Source organism: Allobosea sp. P2_A10, from assembly GCF_056405115.1.
Genome location: NZ_JBFUCS010000021.1, coordinates 37,218 through 61,791, shown reverse-complemented (window position 1 = coordinate 61,791; position 24,574 = coordinate 37,218). Strand labels below are relative to the sequence as shown.

The following is a 24,574-nucleotide window of genomic DNA, read 5'->3' as shown; positions in this document are numbered from 1 at the left end:
GGATTCTGCAAAACGATTGCGCCCGTTCTTATGCGGCCGGGTGTTATCAACGAAGTTGTGCCGGCACGCCGTGACGAAACGGGCGCAGGACATCACCGAGAGCGTTCGCCGATCCACCGTGCCGCAGCCTCCGCCGTATCTTGGGGACGGGTGTTGAAGGCGATCGCCGCCTTCGGTGCGCCTTGGTGGATCGCGTTCACAACCCTTTCGAAGAATGGCAACCCCTTGGGCGGCAGGCGCAGGCCGCCACCGATGACGACGCAATCATAGTCCACCTTCGCCAACTGCGCGACCAGTGCTGCTGTGCCGCTGTCATCGGGAGCGATCATGCAAATGTCGCCGTCCCAGCCGCGCTCAGTCATCGTCGCCCCCGCGATATCAATGCCTGCTTGGATCTTTTCGGCATCGAACCCAGGTGGCAGGGAGGGATCGGAAAAGTCGACGGTTTCCGGCTTCTGTCCGACAAACAAGACGCGTGTCATGATTAAGCTCCTTTGAGTGAGTTTGACGGACCGGCTTTGCCGTACGCGGCATCGAGCCGCTGGCGCGGGAAATCACCAATAGCATCCACGGACCGCCCCGCAGCGAGAAATTGGCCGAGGGAGGATTGGAAGACTTGCGGCATGCGCCGGTTCTCTCGCCGATACCGCCTTCGACGTCGCGGTTCAATGCAGGCTGATAACAGGCGTGTTACAGCCCTGCGTTCGATGACACCATCGCTCCAAAATGGGCCCGCCGCGATCTCGCGGCACTGCTACTGGGAACGCAGTTCCAAGGCGAGGAAATCGACAAATGCCCGGGCGGCGAGTCGCGTCGAGCAGCCCATCGGGAAATAGGCGTTGACCGGAAGATCGGCGGTTTTCCAATCCGCCAGCAGTCGCACGAGCGAGCCGTCCTTCAACTCCTGATCGCAGGCCCAGGCCGTTGTCGAGGTGATGCCGAGGCCGCCGACCGCGCATGCAACAGCGCCAGCATTGGTGTTGTCGGAGATGTGGGCGCGGAGCGTGATTGCGACCTTCTCGCCTGCGCGGTCGAATTGCCAGGACATGGCCTGGGTCGAAGCTGGCCCGCCGACGATCCTGTGGCCCAGGAGGTCTGACGGTGTCATGGCGTTCCGGCCCGTGCGAGATAGGAAGGGGCGGCAACGACGACACGCTGCCTCGTCGAGATGAGCTTCGACGTGCCGGCGGCATCGGGAAGTGTGCCGACGCGCAGCCCGACATCGACGGCTTCGCGCATCATGTCCTGCCAGCGGTCATCTAGAAGAAGCTCGACCTGCAATCCCGGATGCCGCTCAGTGAAAGGCGCCAAGCGCGGCATCACCACCCGCAGCCCCATCGTCGTCGTCATTCCGACGCGGAGAAGGCCCGTGAGTTCGCCCGTTTCGCGGACGCTATTTTCGGCATCTTCCAGGGCGGCCAGGATCGGCTCGGTTCGGGCGGGGAATTCCGCGCCTGCCGCGGTCAGGATCACGGCGCGTTTGGTTCTGCGCAAGAGCGTTGCGCCCAGTCCGGCTTCCAGCCGGCATCCTCGAATACGACGAAGGCCTGAGCCGCGACGAGGCCGAGCGGCTGGCCCGTGAACAAGTCGAGAGGGCGTTGCATTGACGACTGCCGAGCGGCTTTCGGCGTCCCGAGACCGACTGTGAGCGCGAACTAGCGGAGTTTGGCAATGCCGATGCCGGCGAGTTTGGCGCGGTCCTTTATGGATTCCTCACTGCGCGTCATCGCTTTCGAAATGGCTTTCAACGCCATGCCTTTGCTGGCCAGCAATTTTAGCTTCGCAAGTTCCTCAGATGTCCACGGTTGCCGGTGCCGTTCAAATCGCTCGGTCAAAATCCGCTCCTGCGCTGCTGGGGCATGTCCCGGATTCGCTATCCCTTGCAGTGATAGCGACAAACTGGACCGCACATTCGATGCGTAGAGTCGGTCGCTCAGCGCTTGCGAGCGACCTGACGCTCGATGGCGGCAATGGCGAGAGCGAAGTCGACGGGTTTCGTGACATACTCGTCCGCACCCAAAGCTGTCGCCTCGGCAATGTCTTCTCTGAAAGTCTTGCCCGTGACCATGATAACCGGCAGTTCGACCGATGTCTTCGACTGCCGGATCGTCGTCAGAACTTCAAGCCCGGTTAGATCAGGCATGAGGTGGTCGAGCATGACGATGTCGAAGTTTTCTAAAGTAATAGCGTCGAGCGCCCCCTGACCATCGGCAGCAGATGTCACAGCGTAACCGCGCCGGATCAGACGCCTGGAGAGTATTTCGCGACTGTCGCGATCATCGTCGGCAACAAGAATATGGACGCTCGGAAGGCTGCTGCTCGGCACGTCACGTCTCAAGGTTACGGATGTCCTGGCGACATCGGTGGGAGACGATATGAGTCAAAACTGCGGTAACTGCAACCGCAACTTTGAACTGCGCACCAGCTACCGCTTGGCGCTTTCCGTAATCTCGGCCTCAATCGTCAGCATGTTAGCGAGCCGCAGGATTTTTGTCCGCGATCGAGGCGGAAGCTTACGGAAAATGGTGACCAATTCGATCGTCTCGTCAACAGTCTCGTCGGCACCGTTCGATACCGCCCGCTCTGCCTTTGTTGCAACGTTTTCGGTGTTGAGCATCGGCGTCCATCCAGATTGAACCGGACTAGATACGCAGCTTCCATCGATTGGTTCCTGCCGCAGCCGCATTGCTTTTCCGGCGGGCCGCAGCGGTGGTTACCGCGAATTGAGCTACCGCCTGATCAAGAGCTGCCGATACATCCACGGCTCGCATCTCGATCGGCGGTAGTGCCGGCAGCGCACCACGTCGGGGGGATGATATAGCGTGCTGCCGACCGTCCGAAGACGCCTGTCCCAAACTGCGAGTCAGCCCACGGGTTCCGGCGGCAATCAGGATTAGTCGCCGATCGAGCTAGACTGCCACGGCCCTTAGCCCGTCCTATCCTCGCACCCTGCGCGAGCGGCCGGCCGCACCGACTTTCTGACAAGTGATTCAGACAAACGTAATCGTCGCCCCTCAGACTTCCTGGATATCACAGGAAATCATCATGTCCCGCTCGAATTTTCGACGCTTCGCTGAAAACGAATCCGGCGCGACCGCCATCGAATACGGCTTGATCGCTGCGCTCGTCGCTGTCGCCGCCATCACGGCGATGACTTCGGTCGGCACAAAACTGACCTCGACCTTCACAGCCGTCGCGGCAAAGCTGAAATAGTCCCGGCTACGGACGCCTTGCCGCCGCCTCCCATATCGTCCCCTTGCCTTCTTGATCCCCGCCTGTATCTCCTTGGACAGCGCCCTGCTAACTCGACTTCTCAGCGGCTCCGGCGTCTATCCACGATCGACGAGAGGGGTCGGAAATGGGTCTGCTTCAAATAATCTACGTGTCACAGCCTTTCGGTTTCGATGAAGCTCTACTCAACGGTATTCTAGCAGACGCGCGCCGTAACAATCTTAGAGACGACGTAACAGGTGCCCTGATCTGCCGCGCAGATGCTTATTTGCAATTGATTGAGGGGCCAGATAGCGCCGTCAGGGCCGCATATGCCCGGATCGCAAATGACGACCGCCATGGCGAGGTCACCTTGCGTTTTGCGGAACCTGTTGACACCCGGCTGTTCCCAGAATGGGCGATGCGCGACGATCCTGCTCACTCATGGATGTGGACCCAGGCGGAGGTCGCGGCCGGTGCGATCCTCAGGGCGAGTCGGGCAGAGCTGCTGGCTGTTTTCAGGCGATTGTTGGCCGAAGCTGGATCCACCTGAAAAACCGCGTGTGGCCAGATGCGTCGAGAAGAGCTGTACGGCGGTGACAGCAATCTGGGCAATCTGCGGGGCAACATACGGAGGGGTAAGCGCCGCCGAATAGCCGAATAGATCTCGGCCATACGTTTTTTTGGGAGGCATCGTCGCATCGTCCCTGAGAGATTAGCTCTTCTACACTATTCCTGCGCGTCGCAGCCGGTGGCTTTCAACGGCGAGGCCAAGGGGATGTTCCTGACAGCAAGAAGCTTGGCCCCGTAGAGGTGCCGCATTTTCGGCGGAGCCTCCCCGGTTTCTTCCCGGTTTTATTCGGGGCGGGTCTGCCGGTTTTGCCCTGTATTATCAGGTGGGGCTGCCTGCCATTTCCCAGGTCTCCGGCGTTCCCGCGATACGGTTTCCCATAAGGTCGCCGCTGTTTTAGCGCCGGCATCGTAACGCCGTACAGAGCCAAGGGCGGGCTGAAGCCAGTCGGCGCGGGCGCGGCGCTGGATTACCAATGGTCGCTCTTATGGACCACGCGACCCTGACGTTCGGGCTTGGTGCGACCTACTCTTTCGCGTGGGGACAGTGACGAACAAGGCCCATCTGGTTGTGGCGAGGGCGGGCGCTTGGGAACCTGGCATGTGGGCCACGCCTACTAGCTATGGAGACGCCGACGCCGAGTAGGCTCTGCTGCCAAGGCTCGCCGGATTAAGGCGCGGATGGCCTCGGACCGGCAGGAATGCCCCATCGCCTTGGCATATACGTCGATCATCCGACGCTCGTCGGCGGTGAGTTCGGCATCGACTCTCACCAGCGCTTCGAACGCGAAGGATCGGTTCTCTGTCATCCAATCGGCTCTCTTTTGGCTTTGGTGCGGATAACGAGCTGCAGGCTTAAATGTTCAAGGAGCGCGGACGACCTCAGACCCATGACTCTCCGCGCTGCCTGTCAGGCGGCGATCACCTCGTCGGTAATCACCTCGAAGCGCCGGAGAATGTGCGGGCCGAAAGTGTGGATCATCGGGATGTCGGCGGCATCCCTGCCCCTGGCGACCAGGATTCGACCGATTCGCGGCACGTTATGCCGGGCGTCAAAAGCGTACCATTTTCCGTCGAGGTAGGCCTCAAACCAGGCGTTGTAATCCATAGGCGCCGGGTCGCGAGGGACGCCAATGTCGCCGAGAAAGCCGTTGCAGTATCGCGCGGGGATGTTCATGCAGCGGCACAACGCGACGGCGAGGTGAGTGAAGTCCCGGCAAACGCCGACGCCTTCGGCCAGTGCCTGCGCAGCGGTTCGGGTGCTTCGCGCCGACTGGTAATCGAATCGCAGTTGGGCGTGCACGTAGTTGCATATCTGCTGGACGCGGTTCCAGCCCGGCGCGTAGTTGCCGAAAAGCCCCCACGCCGTCGCAGCGATTTCGTCGACCTCGCAGTAGCGGCTCGACAGCATGTACTCGAAGACCTCCGACGGCAGGTCGCCGGGGAATATCTCGCGGGCGTTATGATCGAAATGGTCTGGCTCGCCCGAATCCCGGATAATCATGTCGTTGGTGAACTCGACGCCGCCTGATGGGACGACAAGCCGTCGGCAGCGGTTGCCGAAACCGTCCGTGTATTCAGCGGTCGATACTTCGCTGCCGTCGTTGAGCGACCTTACGGCTGTCGCTGGGGTCGTCACTCGGTCGCCATCGCGACTTGGGTGAGGGTCGAGAAGGAGTAACGCCGGCGTCGGCTGATGAGTGACAATCTCGATCCGATAGCCGACGCGAATTTCCATGTAAGCAGCCCCCGCAAGGTTCTCCGGAAAACGGCAGGGAAACGGGCTGGTTCCTCGATGATATGGCGAGATTTTAGCCGACTTGATCGTTTCGTTGGCAGCAGGCGAAGTGATTTACGACCTCGCCGCCGGCTTTGGCTATCCCGCCGGCAACTCCGACTATCGGTCGATCAGAGCGTCAACCGGACGACCAGAAACGCGGACCTTTGCTTGTGATTGCCAGAAATGCGATCACCCACCCGGGACACTTCGGGAATTGACATTGAACGTTCAGAGTCGTGAAACCGAGCGGCTGGCGGCGCTGGCGAGCTACGACATGCTCGATACGCCGCGAGAGCGGGACTTCGACGAAATCGCCGACTTGGCGTCTCGGATCTGCGGGACACCGATCGCCGTCGTCAACCTGATCGCCGATGGCCGCCAGTTCTTCAAGGCCGAGGTCGGGCTGGGAGTGCGCGAGACCCCGCTGGACAGCTCGTTCTGCGCGAAGGCGATCCTCGAACAGGACTTCCTGCTCGTCCCGGACGCCACGAAGGATCACCGCTTCGACTGCAATCCGCTGGTCACCGGCGAGCCCGGCCTGCGCTTCTACGCGGGCGCACTGCTGAAGACCGAGGAGGGCCACGCGATCGGGACAGTCTGCGTCCTTGACTATCAGCCGCGCGATCTCACCGTGCTGCAGCAGGACACCTTGAAGGTGCTGGCACGTCAGGTCATGCGGCAACTGGAACTTCGCAAGGCGCTGACGGACCGCGACGACGCCCAGCGTCAGCAGGCTATGCTCAACGCCGAGATCGCCCATCGGATGAAGAATACGCTCGCGATGGTCCAGGCGATCGCGACCCAGACGCTGAAGGGCGTGACCGAACGTGACGCCGTCGCCGCCTTCAGCCAGCGCATCTCGGCGATGGGGCTGGCTCACGACCAACTGCTGCAACAGGATTGGGAAGCCGCCTCCCTGCGCGGGGTCGTGCGTCCGATGCTCGCCCTCCATGGCGACGGCGGCCGCATCGTGGCTTCCGGGCCAGACGTCGAGCTCGGGCCGAAGGCGACGGTCTCAATTTCGCTGCTGCTCCACGAACTGGCGACCAACGCCACCAAATACGGCGCGCTGTCTGTGCCGACTGGAAAGGTCGATCTGTCCTGGGTGGTCGACGAAGGCGGCGCCGAGCCGATGCTGAGGCTGACCTGGGAGGAAACGTGCGGTCCTGTCGTCAGCGAGCCGAGCAAGCGCAGCTTCGGTTCCCGGCTGATCAAGATGGGGCTTCTGGGCCAGGGCGGCGTCGACAAGAAGTGGCTTCAGACCGGGCTGGTTGCGAGGTTTGAGGCGCCCCGGGCCGACGTCCAGCGGCTGTGAGCTCGCGATTGTTCAACACTGGATGTGAACCATCCCCGTCCCACGGAATTGAGACGTCGCGGGGTAGGGGCGTGGTGAGGGCAGGTCGCGATGGCCGTCGTGTTGGTGGTCGAGGATGACGCGACGTTCCGGGTGACCGGCACCTTTTGGACAAGGAGGATAGCGTGGCGCATTTCAACGTCGTCGTCGACGGGCAGCCTCAAGGTTGACGAAGCGTTAGCGATTCCCTCGCACATCTATGCAACCATTCCCGACCCCGATAGTTAGATTGGGTTGGACCCTTGAAAGCTCACCATGACGAAAACAGTCGTTCTAGTCGTGGAAGATGAGCCGATCATTCGCATGAATGCCGTCGCCTTGATCGAGGACGCCGGCTACGATGTCGTTGAGGCAGCTGACGCCGACGAGGCCATCAGGCAGCTTGAGACGCGGCGCGACATCGGCGTCGTCTTCTCCGACATCGAGATGCCTGGCGGCTCCATGGATGGGCTGAAGCTGATCCATGCGGTCCGCAGGCGCTGGCCGCCGGTGGTCCTGATCCTGGCATCCGGCCGAGTAGCCCCGCTCGTGGCCGAGATGCCGTCCGATACGGTCTTCCTCAAGAAGCCCTATTTCGAGAACGAGCTGCTGAAGGCATTGCAGCTCGCGGCCTAGTTGGCGAGCTTCGCGGCCTTGATCTTGAGCGTGACGATCAATCCACCCTCGGACCATTCGTAGTCGATCGTGCCGCCGAGTTGGCCTGACACGCTGCGCTCGACCAGGCGGCTACCATAGCCCTTCGGGCGCTCGCCTTCCGTAACCGGCGGCCCACCGCGCTCCGTCCAGACGATCTTGATGTCATCGCCTTCGCTAGAGCCGGAAATATCAAGCTGTCCGGTATCGGCTGACAATGCCCCATATTTGAGGGAGTTTGTCGCCAGTTCGTGGAAAACCAGAGCCAGTGTCGTCGCGGTCGCTTCCCCGACGCCCATCCGAGGGACGGCAACCCTTATGCGGCCGCTGAAAGCTCCCGTGTCCTCGTAGGGCGACAGGAGGACCGCAACCAGATCGCCAAGAAGCGCAGCGGTCCCCTGATGTCCAGGCAGCGGGCGAACCAGGTCGTGCGCCCGTCCCAGCGCGGCCAGGCGGGCGATCAGGTCGGTGGCCATCTCCTTGGCCGTCGTGGTCGAGCGTGAGGTCAGCTGGGTCAGGCCCATCGCGATGGCCAGCAGGTTCTTGACCCGATGGCTCATCTCACCGGCGAGAAGCTCATGCCCCTCCTCGGCCTGCTTGCGGCCGGTCACGTCGAGGAAAATCCCGTAGGCCAGTCCCATGTGCACGGCCGTGTCGTCGCCGATGCCGCGCGCCGAGATCCACCGGATCGCGTCGCCTACCATGATGCGGAAATCGATCTCATAGGCGCCGACGATGGCACGGGTCGCGACGAAAGCGGCACGCACGCGCTCGCGGTCGAGCGGGTGCACATGGGCCGACAGGTCCTCGAAGGTGACCGAGTCGCTGACCGGCTGGTTCCACAACGCGAATCCCCGCTCATCCATCGCGAACTTGTCGTTCGTGACGTTCCATGACCAGAGGGCAACGCCGGCCGCGCTGATAGCAAGGCGCAGGCTGTTCGCGCTCCAGGCGCTCGGATTGGATTGGGGCAATGGAGCTTTTTTCCTTCAGAGCAAGCGGCCAGCTTTCGATGTATCCGAAATGCCGGCCATGCCCTACGGCTTTGATGTCGTAAGCTTCGTGGATGGTATGCGCGTGATATGCGCCAAAGCTGAACTTGGCGCGGTGCCCGAAACCAGACGTTCTTGGCGTTGGTAATTCTCGCTTGGTAGTGAGGCTCTCGGGCGCCGTTGTTGACGATGTCCGAACCGTTCGCATCAGTGTGCGGCAAGGCTCCGACGCAGCCGTGTGATGGCGCCTGGCAAGCCACGCACCTTCAGCACGCGGCCAGTCTCGTTGTGTTCCTCGGACAGGACTCGCGCGCTTTCGTACACCTCGCCAATCAGCCCTTGTTTCGCATAAGGCAGCACCAGTACGTCTTCTACCATCGACGCCTCGAAGAAGGCGACGATGGTGTCCCGCAACGCGCTCACATCTTCAGGCGCATGGGCGGACAACAAGATCGCGTCCGGATGCCTATCCATCAGGGCGGCGCGCCCGGCAGTGTCCACCAAGTCCAGCTTGTTGAGCACAAGGCGGGACGGCACCACATCCGCCCCGATCTCGCGCAGCGCGCTACGGCTGACCTCCAGCTGCGCTTCATAGGTCGGGTCCGAGGCGTCGACCACAAACAGCAGCAGCGAAGCTTCCAGTGCCTCCGCCAGGGTGGAGCGGAACGAAGCGACCAGGTCGTGTGGCAGTTGCTTGATGAAGCCGACCGTGTCGGAGATGAGCACGCGGGGCCGGGTCTCCGGCTGCAAAATACGGACAGTGGTGTCGAGAGTGGCGAACAGCTTGTCCTCTACCAGCACTTGGCTGCCGGTGAGGGCGCGCATTAATGAGGATTTGCCCGCATTTGTGTAGCCGACCAGCGCCACCCGCAACTGGTCGCGGCGGGCGGATCGACGCTGGTCGCCGTCGCGCTGCACCGCTTCCAGCTGGTCCTTCAGCTCTGAGATCCGATCGCGGATCTTACGGCGATCGAGGTCCAGAGTGCTTTCGCCGGCACCCGGGCCCTGCTGACGCCCGCCGCCTGCCGAAGACTCCCGCATGCGGGGGGCCACGTATTTCAGGCGCGCCATCTCCACTTGCAGCCTCGCCTCGCGGGTATTGGCGTGGCGGTGAAAAATCTCGACGATGACGCCAGTTCGGTCCAGCACCTCGGCGCCGGTGGCGCGTTCCAGGTTGCGGATCTGGCTAGGCGAAAGCTCATGGTCGACGATGACGAAAGCGGGCTTGCGGGCGGCATCCGGATCGGGCCGGACCGCGTCGGCAGTCTCGGCTGCGCCTTCAAACCGTTGCCGGGCCTTTGACTTCGGAGGCGGAGCCATCGAACTGACCACGCCGGTGCCGCCGGTCAACGCTGCTAGCTCCGCGAGCTTCCCGCTGCCCAGCAGCAACGCGGCGCCGGTGTTCTCGCGCTTCTGCGATACCGTGCCGACCACTTCATAGCCCAGGGTTTTCACCAGGCGCCCTAACTCCTGAAGGCTGGCTTCGTGCTCGACATCAAGGATATCGGGCGTCTGGATGCCGACGAGGACAGCCAGTGGAATCGGGGCTTTAGTTTCCATGAAGAGCTGAGTAGCACGGACGCGCCGAAGCTTCGACACGCCGCGTTTGGCGCTTGAGCCAACGCCGCGACGACCTTGGCAAGGCAGCAGGCCAGCGGGACCGAGGTGCCGGGCGACCTCCGCCAGTCGAGGACGTTTAGGAGTTGGCCGGGAGGTCAATCATGGCTCGCGTATGACCCAATGGGCCAACTTTACCTGTTTAACTGACGGGGGCATGTCTCGGAACCTGCTGAGGAATTCCAGACAATATTGCCCTTGATGCTCAGGCGGAAACCGCCGGATATCACCGTGGCGCTAGTTCGGACTAGCGCCACTTCCTGACATTGGCGCTCTGCCATGAAGCGGACGATCGGGATCGAGGCGCGCTCGCTGCATCGACGCTGTCCTCGGCTGTCGTATCTTTGCTCGAACCGGAGATATGCCAGTTGCCTCACTGCGATCATTGAGACACGCGCGGCATCGCCTTAGCCGCATTTCTGACTGTACTGCTTCGCAACCAGCTTTCCGTCATCGCCGAGGGCGATCGTGCTTGCACGCTTCTCGCGCTTACCCACGGGATTATCGCAACCGTCGGTGACGACATCCTTGAGACTTTGCCGGATGGCGACGCTTCCGTTTGCACCGAGCGCAACGAGATCCACCGAGAGGACGGATTGTCCCATATTGTAGAAGACGGCTTCGAGAAGCAGCTCGCTGTGACCGTTGCGGTTGGCATCAACGGTGCCGGCGATGCGCTGGTAGCGCAGTTCCGCCGGCAGCTTCCAGACGGAGGTCTTGCCGTCCTTGATCGTCACCAGGAGCTGAGCCGGTCCCTGGGCAAACGGTTCGGCGGCAACAGGCGCTTTGTCGGCAACCAGGTAAATGTCTTCGCTCGTTGCGGCATTCGAGACGCTACCACGGATGTGGCTCAGCACGGCAACATCCTTCTGATTGTCCGGAAGGGCGCTGGTGAGAGTGGCTCGCGTGTTCGCCGTCACAATCGGCGGTCGCTGGGAGCTCACTTTACGGTAGTCCAGAACGGTCTGCTCTGCAGCGCTCGCGGGCAGCGCTTGCGCGAGCAAAAGCAGGCTGGTCACGACGCGTAGATCTTGCATCGACATCTCCTATTGCGAAATGGAGGATTGGGCGGGGGGGGTGGCTACCCCGGCCAGTTGAGCCCCAGCACGATGAGCCATGACGCGAGCGCGCCGAGCCACAAGACGGCGAGATACGCCAGCCAACGCGTTCTGTTCGACGCGTCAGCCGCCTCAAGCCTCAGGTCGACGATGCCAGCGATCAGAAAGCTCAGCGACCAGAGGATCGCGACGCCGACCAGGACTGGCCAGACCCATGGGCCCCGCCACATCGCCATCGGAGGATACACTTGCGTGAGCACCGGCGAGACCACGCCGTACAGAGCGAGGCTTACATAGCCCAGGCTCAGGAAACTCAGCGCAAACGCCGCGACGAAACCTAGCAGCGAGGCCTTCATCGCCCAGAGACCGGCGAGAAGCGCTTTCAAGCCAGGGCTCCGAAACACGCGAGAAGGGCACTAATCGAGAGTGGGAATCGCGTCGCAGACGGCCGCGATACAGTCACCGGTGACACGAAGGCCATTCATGACGACGCCGCCGAGTTCGATGATCTGGTCCAGACTGTCGAGCTGGGTGGCGGCGTCGCCGATCGTATCGACGATGGAAGGCTGGGCTGCGGCCTGCCTGGCTCGCTCGACTTCTTCGGCATTCGAGCGCGCGATGAGTTCAGTCAGGTCCGGCTCCATCACATCTCCGTTCCGTCATTGAGGCAGGGAAAATAGCGAAGCCGGTCCGCGTGGTGATTTTGTGACCTCGCAACGCCGGGACGATGTGGACGGCAGAGTTCCACCAGTCCAATTGCGATATGCTTCGCCATCGCGCCAGTTCCTGACATTGCTTCTCTGCCATTAAGCAGACATTGCAGCGCAGCGCAGCGCGAAGCCAACAGGCTCAGGATAAGGCGACAAGAGTTTTTTGGGCGACCGATAGCGGCCCTTTGATTTAGACCGCGATGAGTTCCAGCAGTCGCTCGCGATCCGGCGGATGCTCGGCCTCGCCACTGAAGACGATCTGACCGCGCTCGACGACATGGAAGCGATCGGCGACGGACAGCGCTTCATGCACGTTCTGCTCGACCAGCAGGATGATCGCGCCCTGGTCGCGCAATTCGCGCACGATCGCGAAAATCTCGGCGACGATCATCGGGGCAAGGCCCTCGCTCGGCTCGTCGATCAGGACGAGGCGCGGCTTGCCGACCATGACCCGCGCCATCGCCAGCATCTGCTGCTCGCCGCCAGACAGGGTCGTGCCGAGCTGGTGGCGACGTTCGCCAAGGCGATGAAAGCGGTCGTAGATGCCCTCGATCGTCCGCTTCTCGTCCTTGGACGACCGGTCCTTGACCTGGAGCAGGCCAAGCGAGAGGTTCTCCTCGACGGTCAGTCCAGGGAAGATGCGCCGGTCCTCCGGTACGAAGCCGACGCCGGCATGGCAGATGCGGTCGGGCGTCAGCCCTGCCAGCGTCTTCCCGCCGAGCGAAATCGTGCCCTCGCTAGGTTTCAGCCAGCCGGCGATGGTCTTGAGCAGCGTCGTCTTGCCGACGCCGTTGCGGCCGAAGATGCCGATTACCTCGCCCGGTTCGGCAGAGATGTCGATGCCCTGAATCACGTGGCTCAGGCCGTAATGGCTGTGCAGTCCGCTGATCTGAAGCATGTCAGTGATGTCCGAAGTAGGCGGCCTGCACCGCGGTGTCGGCGCGCACCATGTCGGGGGTGCCCTCCGCCAGCTTGCGGCCTTGATGCATGACGACGACGTGGTCGGATAGGCTCATGACCAGGCCGATATCGTGCTCGATGAGCAGGATCGTCACCTCCTCGCTCAGGCTTCGGACGAGTTTGGCGGTGTCGGCGGTGTCGCCGTGGCTCATGCCTTGGGTCGGCTCGTCGAGCAGCAGGATTTTGGGCTCCGAGGCGAGGCAGACCGCGATTTCGAGTCGCCGCTGATCGCCATGCGAGAGATTACCGGTCAGCTCGTCGCGTTTGTGGGCGAGCTGGAAGCGCTCCAGCATCTGGGAGGTCTTGGCCAGGGCGCGCTGCGAGCGGTGGATCGGCAGGAAAGCGCGCGAGGCGGGTTCGAGCACTTGTGCGGCCAGCCTGAGATTCTCGGCGACCGTGAGTTCCGGGAACAGGCTGGTGATCTGGAACGAGCGTGAGAGGCCCGCGGCCTTGGTGCGTCCAGGCGAAGCGCCGGTCATGTCGACGCCGTCGATAAGGACCTGGCCGCGATTGGGCTTCAATGCTCCGCTGATTAGGTTGAACAGCGTCGACTTGCCGGCGCCGTTGGGTCCGATCACGGTCGTGATCTTGTGCCGCTGTGCCTGGAAGCTGACCTTATCGACGGCCTTCAGGCCACCGAAGGCGATGCCGAGGTCGCGGATATCGAGGACGGGACTCATGTGGCGCTCCCGGATTTGGCGATGGCCTGTGTCAGGCCGATCGGCTCTGCCGGAACCGGCGCCGCCTGTGGCCGGCGCGACAGCCACATCTCGATGCGAGGCCGCACGAACCCGACGAGCCCCTTGGGCAGGAACATCACGCAGGCCATGAAGAGCGCGCCGATGACGATGAGATGATGCTCGGTCCAGCTGCCGATGATCGATTTCAGGACGACCAGAAGCACCGAGCCGTAGATCGCCCCGATCAGAGTGCCGACACCGCCGAGAATGACCGAGATCACTGCATTGCCCGAGGTCGCGAAGAACATCAGCTCGGGCGAGACAAAGCCGCGCAGCATCGGATAGAGCGCGCCTGACAGGCCCGCGATTGACCCCGCCAGCACATAGGCCGCCATCCGGGCACGCCAGACCGAATAGCCCAGGAACGGCACGCGCTTCTCGTTGGCCTTCAGCGCGCTGAGGACGCGGCCGAACGGCGTGTCGAGGAGATAAGCGGTCAGCGCGTAGAGACCCATGATAATGGCGAGCACGATAAGGAAAAAGCCGACCGGGTTGCCGGCCGAGACCGAGAACGGGCCAAACCCGATCTCGATCACCGGGATGCCGATCATGCCGTCCGAGGCGCCCAGTTCGCGCGTGTTGTAGACGACCTTGGCTATGACCTGGGCAAGGCCGAAGGTGATGAGCGCGAAATAGACGCCGCGCACCCGGTTGGCGATCAGTCCGCCGATGACGGCCGCAACCAGCGTCGCCAGGAAGGCCGCCCCCATGGCGAGCCAGAAGGAGGGAACCTTCATCAAGGTCAGCGCCGAGACATAGGCGCCGATGCCGAAATAAAGCGCCTGGCCCAGCGAAAGCGCGCCGGAATATCCCAGCAGCAGATCGACCGAGAGCGCGAGCCCCGCGAAGATCAGCGCTTCCGTGCCGAGCCTGAGATAAAAGGTGTCGCCGGTTGCGGCGCCGAGGGTTGCAAGGCCGACCGCCGCGATGACAAAAAGCAGCGCGAGCAGATGGCTCGCGCGCATGGATTGCGTCAGCCGGTCATGCATGGCCGAGCCTCCCGAACAGGCCCTGCGGGCGGAAAACCAGAAAGACAACCATCGTCCCGAACACGATCGGATCGGTCCAGACCGGCGAGATCACGAGGCTCGCCAGCGCCTGGACCTGCGTCAGCAGGAGGCCGGCGACGACCGCGCCCCAGATCGAGCCCATGCCGCCCACGATGACGACCGTGAAGGCGAGCAGGATGAAGTCGCGCCCCATTGTGGGGAAGACTGAGTAGATCGGCGCAAGCAGAACCCCGGCCAAGCCCGCAAGCCCGACGCCGAACGCGAAGGTGCCGGCATAGACCAGCGAGACCGGCACACCGAGCGAGGCCGCCATGTTGCGGTCGAAGGCGGCAGCGCGGACCATCGCGCCCAGCCGCGTCTTGTAGACCACGAAGGCTACGGCCAGCACGATCGCCGCGCCGACGACAATGAGGAAGAGCCGGTAGTTCGGCAAGATGATGCCGAAGAACTCGCTGGCGCCGGCGATCGGCGTCGGCGGTCGCTGCGTGTTGGCCCCGAAGATCACCTTCAACATGTCCTCGACGATGAGGCCGAGCCCGAAAGTCACGAGCAGCGTGGTGACATGGCGGTCCTTGGTGTCGAAGACCGGCCGGATCAGCAGCCGTTCCGCGGCCATGCCGAGCGGGATCATCAGGACTGGCACCAGCACCAGCAGGAACCAGAAGCCGATGCCGGCCGCGCCGAGCGCAAGCGCCGCATAGGCTCCGATCGCGTAGAATTCGCCATGGCTCATATTGATGACGTCGAGCATGCCGAAGATGATGGTCAGCCCCAGCGCCACCAGCACGACCGCGACCCCGAGCGCGAGCCCGTTGACGACCTGCGGGGCGAGGACGAATTGAAGATAGTCGACGGGGGTCATGGCGGGGCCTCGGATAAGGGTTCGGCGCGATTGCCCCTCCCCACACGGGGGAGGGATCGTGTCGCGGCGGCTCAGAACCGCGTGCAGGCGTCGGGGCCGATGGCGTTGTCCGCCGAGACATTGTCGATGATGTCGAACTTGCCCTTGGTGACGCGCACCACATACATCGGCTGCATGGCCTGGTGATCACCGGCGCGGATGGTCTTGGTGCCCTGCGGGGTCTGCCAGCTGAGCCCGCGCAAGGTCTCGCGAACCTTGTCGGTCTCGGTCGAGCCCGCCTTCTCGACTGCGGCCTTGTAGGCGAAGAGCACGCCGTAGCTATCGGCGCCGTAGAGGTCGGGGTCGGTCTTGTTGGCTGCGCGGAACGCTTCGACGAAGGTCTTGTTCGCGGGCGAGTCGATCTGCGGGGAATAGCCGACGCCGGTGGCGAAGCCTTCCGCAGCCGCGCCGATTGCGGTGATGTTCTGCGAGGTCACGGTGCCCGATGCGCCCACGACCATCAGGCCGGAGAGCAGGCCGAAATCCTGCAGCTGCGTCAGCAGCCGTACCGTGTCGTTGCCGGCAACCGATGTGTAGAGCACTTGCGGGCGGGTCGCGCGGATCTGGCCGAAATACTGGGTGTAGTCCTTGGAATCAAGCGGTGCGAAGACCTCGCCGCCGGTCGCCGAGCCGGTCTTTTCGGCGCTGCTCTTGAAGGCGGCGACGGTCGAGCGGCCCATCTCGTAGTCTGGGCCGAGATAGTAGACCTTGGCCTTGGGCTTCTCCTTGGCGAGCCAGGCGGCGAGCGCCACCGACTGCTGTTCGGCGCGTGCATTCACCCGGAACATGTTGGGCGAGCATTTGTCGGTGGTGATCGAGTCGGCGAAGGAGACCGTCGTCGCTGCCAGCTTGGCGTTGCGCTCGGCGAGCTGAGCTACGGCGAGCGTCGAGCCGGAATTGACGGTTCCGGTCAGGAAATCAACCTTCTCGACCTGGAATAGCTTCTCGGCCTTCTGGACGGCGACGGAGGGGTTGGCCTCCTCGTCTTCGAACAGGAGATTGACCTGTCGTCCGGCGATGCCGCCGGCCGCGTTGATCTCCTTGGCCGCCAGTTCCAGCCCCCAGCGGACCTGCTGGCCGATCGGCGTATAGGTGCCCGAGAGCGGCGTGACGACACCGATCTTTATCGGGCCGGACTGAGCAAGTGCACCGCTCGTCAGGGCTGTGGCGGCAAGCAGGGCCGCGGTAAGTGTCGTCATGGTTGCGGTCTTCATGGTCGTTTCCCTTTTGGCTTATTGTTGTTGGACGGCGTGGGCGACCGCGCGGCGTGTCCTTCGCCGCGCGAATGGGCTCAGCTCCCGGTAAATTTCGGGGCGCGCTTGGCATGGAAGGCCTCGACGCCCTCGCGGAAATCGTCGGACTGGCGCAGGCGGCTGTAGCAGTGACCCTCCAGCTCGATCGCGATGGCGAGCGTCGAGTCCTCGGTGTCGTTGAGGAGTTTTTTGGCGGTGCGCTGGGCGATCGGCGAGAAGCCGCGCAGTTCGTCGACCAGCCTGTCGGTCGCGGCTTCCAGCTCGGCGTCGGGCACGCATTCGGTGGCGACGCCCCAGTCATAGGCCTGTCGCCCGGAAATTCGCTTCGAGCGCATCACGATGTCCTTGGTCCGGGTGATGCCGACCATCTTCTGCAGCCGGGCGGAGCCGCCCGAGCCCGGGATTTGGCCGAGCTTCTGCTCCGGCAGCGCGTATTGGCAGGTCTCGGAGACGATGCGGAAATCGCAGGCGAGCGAGATCTCGAAGCCGACGCCGAAAGCGTAGCCGCGATTGGCGACGATCACCGGCTTGGTGCAGCGCGCGGGGGCGGCGATGTTCCAGGCGAGCTTGGAGACATGCTCGGGCGACGCTTCGAGAAAGCCCTTGATGTAGCCGCCGGAAGAGAAGTTCTCGCCGATAGCGCGCAGCACGATGACGCGGACGCGATCGTCCTCGTCCAGCGCCTCGAACACCTTCCGCAACTGGTCGCGCTGCGGCATCGAGATGACGTTCATCGGCGGGCGTCCAAGGATGATATCGGCGCGCTCGCGGGCGGCGTCGATCTCGACGCTGAAGCCGTCCAGATCGGCCAATGCAGGATGAAGCGGGGTCGGGGCGTTCATAGGGCTGGTCTTTCGCTCGTTGTGAAGGGAGACGGTCATCCGGCGGTGGCGGGCTGTTCGCGTTCGTACGCGCCGGCTACCAATTCGCGGCGCAGCAGCTTGCCGACAGGCGATTTCGGGATCGCCTTGACGAATTCGAAGCGGCGCGGGCGCTTGAAGTTGGCGAGCCCGGCTGCCTTGCAATGCTCGTTGAGTTCGTCAGTGGTGACCGGGCCTGCGCGCTGGACGAAGGCGACAACGATCTTGCCCCAGCGTTCGTCGGGCAGGCCGACGACGGCGACCTCGGATACGCCCGGATGCAGTGAGAGGCAGCTTTCGATCTCGACCGGGGAGACGTTCTCGCCGCCGGTGATGATCAGGTCATCGACGCGGCCTGAGACGTAGAGGTCGCCATCGCTGTCGAAATAGCCGGTGTCGCCGGTGAAGTACCAACCGTCGCGCAGGGACTTGGTGTCGGCCTCGGGGCGCTTCCAGTAGCCCTCGAAGGCCTCGTCGCTTGCCGCCAGCGCGACGATCTCGCCCTCTTCGCCGGCGACGGCAAGTTCGTCAGCCGAAGCCGCGCCGAGCTTCACCACGCGGATGAGCTGGTTAAGGCCGGCCTTGCCGGCACAGCCCGGCTTGCGCGCGGCCTTCTGGTTGATCGTGAAGGTGTAGATTTCCGACGAGCCGTAGTGATTGACGAAGAGCTCCGGGGCAAAGGCCTCGGTGAGCTTGCGGAGCAGTCCGTCCGTCATCGGCGCACCCGCGAAGCCGAGCTTGCGCACGCTGGTCACGTCCGTTCGTGCGAAAAGCGGGTGGTGAACGACGTCATGATAGAGCGTCGGCACGAGATAGAGATTGGTGATCGCCTCCGCCTCGATCAGCGCCAGCGCCTGGCCGACATCGAAGCGCGGCAGGCAGACGAAGACGCCGCCGATCAGCGACATGGCGATGAGCGAGCGCACGCCCATGGTGTGATAGAGCGGCATCACGCCGAGCGTGCGTTCGCCGTTTGCATAATGATTCTGGGCGACATGGGCGAGGCCGGCCATGCGCTCGGCTCGGTGCCGGCGCGGCACGCCTTTGGGCCTGGCCGTGGTCCCGGAGGTATAGAGCATCAGCGACCAGGCATCGGCGGCAACGCGCGGAACGACTGTGTCAGCAGGCTCCGCCACCATCTCGGCGAAGCTCACCTCGGCTTGGTCAGCATCGGCACCCACAGTGATGCGCGGGATGGACGATGCGAGCCGGCTCCCGCCGATCGCTAGCTCGGCGACGGCTTCGAACGCGATCGCTCTGGCGCCGCAATTCTCGATGACGAAATCGATCTCGTCGGCTTTGGCGCGCCAGTTGATCGGCACGATGATCAGGCCCGCGAACTGGCAGGCCCAGTGCAGGGTCGCAGCCTCCCAGCGGTTCTGCAGCACGGTCACGAGATGCTCGCCGGCCTTCAGGCCCATGCCGTCGAAGGCTGCGACCAGCGACGAGATCCGCGCAAGCCATTGCGCATAGCTCAACCGGACATCGCCATCGACGATCGCGAGCGCATCGGGATCGCGCGCGACGCTGGCCATGAAGCTGGTGCCGAGATCAAACATGGGCAGGTTCCGGGAGAGATGGCGTATCGCGCAACTGGGCGGCTGCATCGAGCGCGGCCCGGATGATCGGCGTGTAGCCGGTGCAGCGGCAGAGATGTCCACCCAGGACCTCGCGCAATTCATCCTCGCTCGGGTGAGGCTGCTCGCGCAGGAAAGCGTCGAGCGAGATCATGATGCCGGCGGTGCAGAAGCCGCATTGGAGGGCGTGGTGGCGGCGGAAGGCCGCCTGCATCACCGACAGCCTGTCGGCAGCGGGGCTCAGACCTTCCACTGTCGTGACATCACGACCTTCGAGCTGCAGCGCCAGCGTCAGGCAGGCACGCGCGGGTGCACCGTCGATCTGGATGGTGCAGGCCCCGCAGACGCCGTGTTCGCAGCCGACATGGGTCCCGGTGGCACCAAGGCCATGACGCAGGGCATCGGTCGCGAGCAGGCGCGGCTCGGCCTCCAGCGACACCAGCCTGCCGTTCAGCGTGAAGGCGACGCGGTGGCGCGTCGCGGCGCTCAGGCGCGGCATGACATGGCCTCTGCGATCGTGTCGCGGCCGAGCGAGCGCACCAGGTCGCGGCGCAGCCGGGCGGTCGCATGGAAATCGTCGCGTGCGTCGAGATCCCAGGCGAAGGCGTTGAGCGCATCGGAAAGGGCAGACCCGTCCAGCAAAGGAAAGCTGCGGCGCTCCGGCTTGTCGGCGACGCCTGCGACGGCGAGATGGATCGCATCCGCCGTTACCAGCGCAGCACAGCCGACGATGGCGAAATCGCCGTGTCGGCGCGCGACCTCCTGGAAGGCATGGCCGGTTCCAGGTCTGGCGACCGGGAAGACGACCGCTTCGATCAGTTCGTCGTCGCCCTTGTCGGTCACCATCATGCCGGCAAAGAAATCGCTCGCTTTCATGTTTCGGCTCTTCTTGCGCGAGCGCAGCCGGATCTCGCCGTCGAGTGCGACGAGGCAGAGCGGAATCTCGGCGCTGGGATCGGCATGGGCGGCCGAGCCGCAGACGGTGCCCCGCGCCCGTGTCTGGTAGTGCCCGAGCCAGGGCAGCGCAGCCGCCAGCAGCGGCAGTTCGGCGGCAAGCTCTGGCCGCCGCATCAGCGCGGCCTGACGCACCCCGGCGGGCACCACGATGGTGTCACCCTCGCGCCGAACCTGGTCGAGCCCGGGAATGCCCATCACGTCGATCAGCACGGCTGGCTTCGCCAGCCGCATGTTCAGCATCGGCAGCAGCGACTGTCCGCCAGCGATAATGCGGGCGTCCGCCCCATTCTTGCTGAGCGCATCGAGCGCCTCGGAAAGATCGCCGGCGCGGATATAGTCGAAAGCGGCGGGTTTCATGCGCGCCTCCGCAACAGGCGGGCGAAGAAGCCAGTCTTTGCGCTTGCGGGGGCCGCCTTGCGCGCGAGCGCTGCGAAAAACTGCCCGATGATCGCCTTGGCGGCGCCGTCGAGCAGGCGCCCGCCAATGGCCGCGACCTTGCCGCCGACCGCCGCCTCATAGGTATAGGAGATGACGGTGAGCCCGCCTTCGCCAGGCGACAGGCTGACACGGCCGGAACCGCCGCCCGTGCCGAGCGCGCCGGAGACCGAGCCGGTCAGCGTCGCGGCCTTTGGCTCATCAAGGTCCGAGAGCCTGATCTCGGCCTCGTAGCGGCCCTTTACCGGGCCGACACCGAGTGTAACGTCGGCCTTGAAATGCGTGTCCGAAAGCTTCCTGACGCCATGGCAGCCGGGGATGATCGACGCCAGCTTGTCGGCGTCGAGCAGCATCGCCCAGATCGCTTCCGGCGTGGCCGCGACGCTGGCATGCCCTTCGCCGCGCAGCGTGCGGTCGCCGGGCCTGGCCGCCCCCAGTGCCGCCGCCCGGTCGCGATGGGCCTCGGGTGAGGCAGGCTCCGGAGCGGCAATGAGCGCTGCGACGCGGGCAGGCGTCAGCGGCAGGTTCAGTTCCGCGACGCCGAGCGCGTCGGCCACCGCATTGGCGAGGCAGACCGGCGTCGACATGCAATTTCCTTCGCCGACGCCCTTGGCACCGAGCGGCGTGAAGGGCGAGGGCGTCTCGATATGCAGGATCTCGATATCGGGCGTCTCGGTCGCGGTCGGCAGCAGGTAGTCGGCGAAGGTGCCGGTCAGGAAAGCGCCATCGTCGGCATAGGCAAGCTCCTCGTAGAAGGTCGCGCCGAGGGCCTGCGCGAAGCCGCCCCTGATCTGCCCTTCGACCATGCCGGGATGCAGCACGCGCCCGCAATCATGCATGGTGACATAGCGGTCGATGCGAACCTTGCCGGTGTCGAGATCGACCTCGACTCCCGCCATGTCGAAGATGAAGCCGTGGCAGAGCGAGGAGTTGACCTGGTCATCCTGCGTAGGCGCGGAGAGCTCCGGCGGCGTCCAGAAGGCGGTCTCTCGGATCGCCTGATCGACGCCGTCGGGCAGCAGCGCCGGCGACCAGTGTGAGAGCGCGGCGACGCGGCCGAAGGGCAGTGTTTTGGTCGCGTCGCCCGTCGCGAAGACGGCCCCGCCCGCAAAGCCGATCTGTGAGGGCGTGACTCCGAGCTGGCTCGCGGCGATCGCTGCCAGCTTGTCGCGCAGGCGGGTCGCAGCCAGATGCGCCGTGCCGGCGACGGCCGCCGCAAAGCGGCTCGAATAATTGCCCGATGCGATCGACCAGGCGTCCTTGCCCGTATCGAGATCGACGACGACGCTGATGGCCTCGCGCGGGAGGCCGAAGACATCGGACACGACCTGCGCCAGCACCGTGCGATGGCCCTGCCCCTGCGGCACGGAAGCGACATGGACGCTGACCGAACCGACGGGATCGAGCGACACGGTCGCCGTCGCCTGCGCGCCGTTCTTAGGGCCGGCCTTCTGCCGCTCGGCTGCGGTGAGAACCGTGGTGATGTAGCCCATATTGGAGACGCTGGGCTCGACGGCGGCCGCAAAGCCGATGCCGTAGCGCCTGCCGGCGGCGCGGGCCTCATTGCGTCGCCTCTCCAGCTCGGCGAGCCGGTCGTCTGCCACGGCGAGGTCGATGGCCCTCACATAGTCGCCGGAATCGTAGAGCGCGCCGGAGGCCGTGCGATAGGGAAACCGCCCGCGCTGAATAAGATTGGCGCGGATCACGGCCAGCGGATCGAGCCCGAGCGCGACGGCGATGCGCTGCATCAACCGCTCCAGCGCATAATAGACCTGCGGGCCGCCGAAGCCGCGGACAAGGCCGGTGGGGGCCTTATTGGTCAGCACGACGCGGTTGCGGATAGCGAGATTCCGGATGTCGTAGGCGCCGGTCATGTTGCCGTGCATGCGGTAGAGCGTGGCGGGCTCGGGTGCGCGCGGATAGGCGCCGCAATCCTCGACCTGGTCCCAATCCAGCGCCGTGATGCGGCCCTCGCTGGTGACGGCCGCCTTCAGCGTCGTGACGCGGTTCGTCGCCGCCACGGCGGCGCTCAGATGCTCGAGCCGATCCTCGATCCACTTGACCGGGGCGCCGGCCAACCGCGCGGCGACGCCGATCAGCACGGCATAGGGCGCGACGCCCTGCTTGACGCCGAAGCTGCCGCCGGAATCCGGTGGCATGCGCAGACGCAGCCGGTTGCCGGGGACCTTCAGGCAGCGCGCCATCACCGCATGGATGCTGAACGGCCCCTGGAAATTGGCCAGGATCTCGTAGGCGTCCTCATGGGGATCGTAGTCGGCGACGACGCCGAAGGTCTCCATCGGCGAGCCGGTATTGCGCGGATAGGCGATGGAGACTTCGACGCTGTGCGCTGCTTCCGCGAAAGCGGCCTCCGGCTCGCCATAGCGAAAGGAACGGTCGCTGACGAGGTTGGCCCCGGCTTTGTCGTGAAGGACCGGCGCATTGGCTTCCAGGCTCGCCAGCGGATCGACGACGCAGGGTAGTGGGCCGTATTCGATCTCGATTGCGTCGAGCGCATCCTCGGCCAAATAGCGGTCCTGCGCGACGACGATCGCGACTGGCTCGCCGACATAGCGCACGCGCTCGACCGCCATCGGCCAGTTCTCGACCGCGACCTTGAGCCCGGCGACCATCGGCGTCGTCAGCCTCGAGAGGTCACGGCCCGTGACGATCGCGGCGACGCCCGGCATGGCTGCGGCCGCAGCGCTGTCTATGGAGAGGATGTTGGCATGCGCATGGGGCGAGCGCAGAATGGCGGCATGGAGCGTGCCGGGCCTGACCCCGAGATCGTCGATGAAACGGCCACGGCCGGTCAGCAGGGCCGCGTCCTCGACGCGCTCCACCGATTGTCCCGTCCATGAAATCGTCTCTGGCCGCACCGACGCCTGCTCCCTATGACGCGCTCTTGATGGGCGTCTAGGGCGGAAGGCTCGGCGATCACCTGTCGCCGCGCGATCCCGCAGGGTCTCGCGACTTACCGAAAAGTCTCAAAATGACGCGGCGGCGGAAAGGCGGTCTATCGGCCCAGCCGCGCGACCTGCCTGAAGGCGCTCGGCGCCACGCTGCAATGGTCGCGGAAGAAGCGCGTGAAATGCGCCGGCACGCTGAAGCCGAGCCGGTCCGAGATCGCCGAGAAGGTCTCCTCGCCCTCGACAATCGCCCCCACCGCCATCTCGACCTTGACGACGTTCAGGAAGACATGCGGCGTCACGCCGGTCGAATCCTCGAAGACGCGGAAGAAATGGGCCCTCGACAGGCCCGCCTCCTTCGCCAGCCTGTCGACGTTCAGCGGCGCCGCCAGATCGGCGCGCATCAGCGAAATTGCCTTGCCGACACGCCAGTCGATCGCATTGGCGCGCGCGATTTCGCGCAGCGAGGCGCCGACCGTGCGCCAGGGCGTGAAGCGCTCGATCACCGCGATCATCAGTTCCGACAGCAGGGCCTCCTGCCGGCGCGAGGCGCCAGGCTCGTGAACCATCTCGGCTGCGAGATCGAGCGCGGTCTGGCGGATATGGGCGGAGACCTGGCCGGCCGAGTGTTCGAAGAAGCCCGGAGCGCCGCTCGCGGCCCAGTTTGGCCTGAAGCTGCGCAGCCAGTCGGGCTCGATATAGAGCGCCAGGATCAGCGCATTCCTGCGGCGTGGGTCGTGGATATAGGCGTGGCTCTCCCAGGCGTTGACCAGCACGGCGAGATCATCGGTCAGCGGCGCGACATGGTCGCCGACAAGGAACTGGGTGTCGTCGCCATCGACCTTGAGCAGGACATGGCAATGGGGGTGCGCGTGCCGGACCAGGCTCCGGTCCATGTCCAGCAGCGCCACCCGCCCGAAGGCTCCATGCGCGATGCGCAAGGCATCCGACATGCCGTTTCCTCGGTAAGGCTGATTTCCAGCTCTGGTTCCCCAACTGCATAGTAGGAGGCGGACCGCCACCGCCGCAAGCGTCGTTCCGGAAACGC

Annotated in this window: 26 protein-coding genes and 1 pseudogene; 5 read left to right on the top strand and 22 right to left on the bottom strand. The window is 64.3% G+C overall.

Annotated elements, in window-relative coordinates; translation table 11 throughout:
* Positions 1 to 92 precede the first annotated feature (92 nt).
* The 5 genes and pseudogenes from AC1DZY_RS22985 to AC1DZY_RS22965 all read right to left on the bottom strand — a co-directional run bounded on the left by AC1DZY_RS22985 (position 93) and on the right by AC1DZY_RS22965 (position 2,617).
* Positions 93 to 482 (bottom strand): hypothetical protein, encoded by a 390-nt coding sequence (locus AC1DZY_RS22985; protein WP_476822482.1) that lies wholly within the window; start codon positions 480 to 482, stop codon positions 93 to 95.
* A gap of 272 nt (positions 483 to 754) precedes the next feature.
* A pseudogene (locus AC1DZY_RS22980) lies at positions 755 to 1,320 on the bottom strand (substrate binding domain-containing protein).
* A 335-nt stretch (positions 1,321 to 1,655) separates the two neighbouring features.
* A complete protein-coding gene (locus tag AC1DZY_RS22975) occupies positions 1,656 to 1,835 on the bottom strand; it encodes a hypothetical protein (RefSeq protein ID WP_476822481.1) in 180 nt (59 codons plus the stop codon).
* A 98-nt stretch (positions 1,836 to 1,933) separates the two neighbouring features.
* Positions 1,934 to 2,326: a response regulator gene (locus tag AC1DZY_RS22970; RefSeq protein WP_476822480.1), complete on the bottom strand. Its 393-nt coding sequence runs from the start codon at positions 2,324 to 2,326 to the stop codon at positions 1,934 to 1,936.
* Between the two features lie 99 nt (positions 2,327 to 2,425).
* Positions 2,426 to 2,617 carry a hypothetical protein gene (locus tag AC1DZY_RS22965; RefSeq protein ID WP_476822479.1) on the bottom strand — a complete coding sequence of 64 codons (192 nt, stop codon included), beginning with the start codon at positions 2,615 to 2,617 and terminating at the stop codon, positions 2,426 to 2,428.
* A 428-nt stretch (positions 2,618 to 3,045) separates the two neighbouring features.
* Here AC1DZY_RS22965 and AC1DZY_RS22960 point away from each other — a divergent pair, with 428 nt between their 5' ends.
* Together AC1DZY_RS22960 and AC1DZY_RS22955 are read left to right on the top strand one after the other, a co-directional pair.
* The gene (locus AC1DZY_RS22960) at positions 3,046 to 3,213 is read left to right on the top strand and encodes a Flp family type IVb pilin (RefSeq protein WP_476822478.1); all 168 of its coding nucleotides are present in this window, start codon (positions 3,046 to 3,048) and stop codon (positions 3,211 to 3,213) included.
* A 145-nt stretch (positions 3,214 to 3,358) separates the two neighbouring features.
* Complete coding sequence (locus tag AC1DZY_RS22955) at positions 3,359 to 3,763, top strand: BLUF domain-containing protein (RefSeq protein WP_476822477.1); 405 nt, start codon at positions 3,359 to 3,361, stop codon at positions 3,761 to 3,763.
* 927 nt (positions 3,764 to 4,690) lie between these two features.
* On the opposite strand, the gene AC1DZY_RS22950 is transcribed toward AC1DZY_RS22955, so the two are convergent.
* Positions 4,691 to 5,518: a transglutaminase-like domain-containing protein gene (locus tag AC1DZY_RS22950; RefSeq protein ID WP_476822476.1), complete on the bottom strand. Its 828-nt coding sequence runs from the start codon at positions 5,516 to 5,518 to the stop codon at positions 4,691 to 4,693.
* Positions 5,519 to 5,600: 82 nt separating this feature from the next.
* Between AC1DZY_RS22950 and AC1DZY_RS22945 the strand changes: the two genes are divergently transcribed.
* The 3 genes from AC1DZY_RS22945 to AC1DZY_RS22935 all read left to right on the top strand — a co-directional run bounded on the left by AC1DZY_RS22945 (position 5,601) and on the right by AC1DZY_RS22935 (position 7,529).
* Positions 5,601 to 6,875: a sensor histidine kinase gene (locus AC1DZY_RS22945; protein WP_476822475.1), complete on the top strand. Its 1,275-nt coding sequence runs from the start codon at positions 5,601 to 5,603 to the stop codon at positions 6,873 to 6,875.
* Between the two features lie 90 nt (positions 6,876 to 6,965).
* The gene (locus AC1DZY_RS22940) at positions 6,966 to 7,142 is read left to right on the top strand and encodes a hypothetical protein (RefSeq protein ID WP_476822474.1); all 177 of its coding nucleotides are present in this window, start codon (positions 6,966 to 6,968) and stop codon (positions 7,140 to 7,142) included.
* Between the two features lie 27 nt (positions 7,143 to 7,169).
* Complete coding sequence (locus tag AC1DZY_RS22935) at positions 7,170 to 7,529, top strand: response regulator (protein ID WP_476822473.1); 360 nt, start codon at positions 7,170 to 7,172, stop codon at positions 7,527 to 7,529.
* On the opposite strand, the gene AC1DZY_RS22930 is transcribed toward AC1DZY_RS22935, so the two are convergent.
* The 16 genes from AC1DZY_RS22930 to AC1DZY_RS22855 form a co-directional block, all read right to left on the bottom strand.
* Positions 7,526 to 8,521: a sensor histidine kinase gene (locus AC1DZY_RS22930; RefSeq protein ID WP_476822472.1), complete on the bottom strand. Its 996-nt coding sequence runs from the start codon at positions 8,519 to 8,521 to the stop codon at positions 7,526 to 7,528. The genes AC1DZY_RS22935 and AC1DZY_RS22930 overlap by 4 nt on opposite strands.
* Positions 8,522 to 8,746: 225 nt before the next feature.
* The gene (hflX, locus tag AC1DZY_RS22925) at positions 8,747 to 10,138 is read right to left on the bottom strand and encodes a GTPase HflX (protein ID WP_476822471.1); all 1,392 of its coding nucleotides are present in this window, start codon (positions 10,136 to 10,138) and stop codon (positions 8,747 to 8,749) included.
* A 425-nt stretch (positions 10,139 to 10,563) separates the two neighbouring features.
* On the bottom strand, positions 10,564 to 11,193 hold the full coding sequence (locus AC1DZY_RS22920) for a hypothetical protein (protein WP_476822470.1): 630 nt from the start codon (positions 11,191 to 11,193) through the stop codon (positions 10,564 to 10,566).
* A gap of 44 nt (positions 11,194 to 11,237) precedes the next feature.
* Positions 11,238 to 11,600, bottom strand: coding sequence for a hypothetical protein (locus AC1DZY_RS22915; RefSeq protein ID WP_476822469.1), 363 nt, complete (start codon positions 11,598 to 11,600; stop codon positions 11,238 to 11,240).
* Positions 11,601 to 11,630: 30 nt separating this feature from the next.
* Positions 11,631 to 11,858 carry a hypothetical protein gene (locus tag AC1DZY_RS22910; protein WP_476822468.1) on the bottom strand — a complete coding sequence of 76 codons (228 nt, stop codon included), beginning with the start codon at positions 11,856 to 11,858 and terminating at the stop codon, positions 11,631 to 11,633.
* Positions 11,859 to 12,114: 256 nt separating this feature from the next.
* Entirely contained in the window at positions 12,115 to 12,822 is a 708-nt protein-coding gene (locus AC1DZY_RS22905) for an ABC transporter ATP-binding protein (protein ID WP_476822467.1), read from the bottom strand.
* A 1-nt stretch (position 12,823) separates the two neighbouring features.
* Positions 12,824 to 13,564, bottom strand: coding sequence for an ABC transporter ATP-binding protein (locus AC1DZY_RS22900; protein ID WP_476822466.1), 741 nt, complete (start codon positions 13,562 to 13,564; stop codon positions 12,824 to 12,826).
* Entirely contained in the window at positions 13,561 to 14,613 is a 1,053-nt protein-coding gene (locus AC1DZY_RS22895; RefSeq protein WP_476822465.1) for a branched-chain amino acid ABC transporter permease, read from the bottom strand. The genes AC1DZY_RS22900 and AC1DZY_RS22895 overlap by 4 nt, the downstream gene beginning before the upstream one ends.
* A complete protein-coding gene (locus tag AC1DZY_RS22890) occupies positions 14,606 to 15,496 on the bottom strand; it encodes a branched-chain amino acid ABC transporter permease (RefSeq protein WP_476822464.1) in 891 nt (296 codons plus the stop codon). Before AC1DZY_RS22890 ends, AC1DZY_RS22895 begins: the two co-directional genes overlap by 8 nt.
* A gap of 71 nt (positions 15,497 to 15,567) precedes the next feature.
* Positions 15,568 to 16,734, bottom strand: coding sequence for an ABC transporter substrate-binding protein (locus tag AC1DZY_RS22885; protein WP_476822463.1), 1,167 nt, complete (start codon positions 16,732 to 16,734; stop codon positions 15,568 to 15,570).
* A 92-nt stretch (positions 16,735 to 16,826) separates the two neighbouring features.
* Positions 16,827 to 17,630 (bottom strand): enoyl-CoA hydratase/isomerase family protein, encoded by an 804-nt coding sequence (locus tag AC1DZY_RS22880; protein ID WP_476822462.1) that lies wholly within the window; start codon positions 17,628 to 17,630, stop codon positions 16,827 to 16,829.
* A 35-nt stretch (positions 17,631 to 17,665) separates the two neighbouring features.
* On the bottom strand, positions 17,666 to 19,207 hold the full coding sequence (locus tag AC1DZY_RS22875; protein ID WP_476822461.1) for an AMP-binding protein: 1,542 nt from the start codon (positions 19,205 to 19,207) through the stop codon (positions 17,666 to 17,668).
* Entirely contained in the window at positions 19,200 to 19,724 is a 525-nt protein-coding gene (locus tag AC1DZY_RS22870) for a (2Fe-2S)-binding protein (protein ID WP_476822460.1), read from the bottom strand. Before AC1DZY_RS22870 ends, AC1DZY_RS22875 begins: the two co-directional genes overlap by 8 nt.
* The gene (locus AC1DZY_RS22865) at positions 19,712 to 20,539 is read right to left on the bottom strand and encodes an FAD binding domain-containing protein (RefSeq protein ID WP_476822459.1); all 828 of its coding nucleotides are present in this window, start codon (positions 20,537 to 20,539) and stop codon (positions 19,712 to 19,714) included. Before AC1DZY_RS22865 ends, AC1DZY_RS22870 begins: the two co-directional genes overlap by 13 nt.
* On the bottom strand, positions 20,536 to 23,496 hold the full coding sequence (locus tag AC1DZY_RS22860) for a xanthine dehydrogenase family protein molybdopterin-binding subunit (RefSeq protein ID WP_476822458.1): 2,961 nt from the start codon (positions 23,494 to 23,496) through the stop codon (positions 20,536 to 20,538). Before AC1DZY_RS22860 ends, AC1DZY_RS22865 begins: the two co-directional genes overlap by 4 nt.
* A gap of 137 nt (positions 23,497 to 23,633) precedes the next feature.
* Complete coding sequence (locus AC1DZY_RS22855; RefSeq protein ID WP_476822457.1) at positions 23,634 to 24,479, bottom strand: helix-turn-helix transcriptional regulator; 846 nt, start codon at positions 24,477 to 24,479, stop codon at positions 23,634 to 23,636.
* Positions 24,480 to 24,574: the final 95 nt, after the last annotated feature.

What these genes read in the sequence shown, in the direction of transcription:
- AC1DZY_RS22940 (WP_476822474.1), top strand. Translation starts at nt 6,966, where the DNA reads ATGGCCGTCGTGTTGGTGGTCGAGGATGACGCGACGTTCCGGGTGACC.
- AC1DZY_RS22935 (WP_476822473.1), top strand. Translation starts at nt 7,170, where the DNA reads ATGACGAAAACAGTCGTTCTAGTCGTGGAAGATGAGCCGATCATTCGC.
- AC1DZY_RS22890 (WP_476822464.1), bottom strand. Translation starts at nt 15,496, where the DNA reads ATGACCCCCGTCGACTATCTTCAATTCGTCCTCGCCCCGCAGGTCGTC.
- AC1DZY_RS22950 (WP_476822476.1), bottom strand. Translation starts at nt 5,518, where the DNA reads ATGGAAATTCGCGTCGGCTATCGGATCGAGATTGTCACTCATCAGCCG.
- AC1DZY_RS22920 (WP_476822470.1), bottom strand. Translation starts at nt 11,193, where the DNA reads ATGCAAGATCTACGCGTCGTGACCAGCCTGCTTTTGCTCGCGCAAGCG.
- AC1DZY_RS22895 (WP_476822465.1), bottom strand. Translation starts at nt 14,613, where the DNA reads ATGCATGACCGGCTGACGCAATCCATGCGCGCGAGCCATCTGCTCGCG.
- AC1DZY_RS22955 (WP_476822477.1), top strand. Translation starts at nt 3,359, where the DNA reads ATGGGTCTGCTTCAAATAATCTACGTGTCACAGCCTTTCGGTTTCGAT.
- AC1DZY_RS22960 (WP_476822478.1), top strand. Translation starts at nt 3,046, where the DNA reads ATGTCCCGCTCGAATTTTCGACGCTTCGCTGAAAACGAATCCGGCGCG.
- AC1DZY_RS22910 (WP_476822468.1), bottom strand. Translation starts at nt 11,858, where the DNA reads ATGGAGCCGGACCTGACTGAACTCATCGCGCGCTCGAATGCCGAAGAA.
- AC1DZY_RS22870 (WP_476822460.1), bottom strand. Translation starts at nt 19,724, where the DNA reads ATGCCGCGCCTGAGCGCCGCGACGCGCCACCGCGTCGCCTTCACGCTG.
- AC1DZY_RS22965 (WP_476822479.1), bottom strand. Translation starts at nt 2,617, where the DNA reads ATGCTCAACACCGAAAACGTTGCAACAAAGGCAGAGCGGGCGGTATCG.
- AC1DZY_RS22875 (WP_476822461.1), bottom strand. Translation starts at nt 19,207, where the DNA reads ATGTTTGATCTCGGCACCAGCTTCATGGCCAGCGTCGCGCGCGATCCC.
- AC1DZY_RS22900 (WP_476822466.1), bottom strand. Translation starts at nt 13,564, where the DNA reads ATGAGTCCCGTCCTCGATATCCGCGACCTCGGCATCGCCTTCGGTGGC.
- AC1DZY_RS22855 (WP_476822457.1), bottom strand. Translation starts at nt 24,479, where the DNA reads ATGTCGGATGCCTTGCGCATCGCGCATGGAGCCTTCGGGCGGGTGGCG.
- AC1DZY_RS22880 (WP_476822462.1), bottom strand. Translation starts at nt 17,630, where the DNA reads ATGAACGCCCCGACCCCGCTTCATCCTGCATTGGCCGATCTGGACGGC.
- AC1DZY_RS22905 (WP_476822467.1), bottom strand. Translation starts at nt 12,822, where the DNA reads ATGCTTCAGATCAGCGGACTGCACAGCCATTACGGCCTGAGCCACGTG.
- AC1DZY_RS22885 (WP_476822463.1), bottom strand. Translation starts at nt 16,734, where the DNA reads ATGACGACACTTACCGCGGCCCTGCTTGCCGCCACAGCCCTGACGAGC.
- AC1DZY_RS22985 (WP_476822482.1), bottom strand. Translation starts at nt 482, where the DNA reads ATGACACGCGTCTTGTTTGTCGGACAGAAGCCGGAAACCGTCGACTTT.
- AC1DZY_RS22865 (WP_476822459.1), bottom strand. Translation starts at nt 20,539, where the DNA reads ATGAAACCCGCCGCTTTCGACTATATCCGCGCCGGCGATCTTTCCGAG.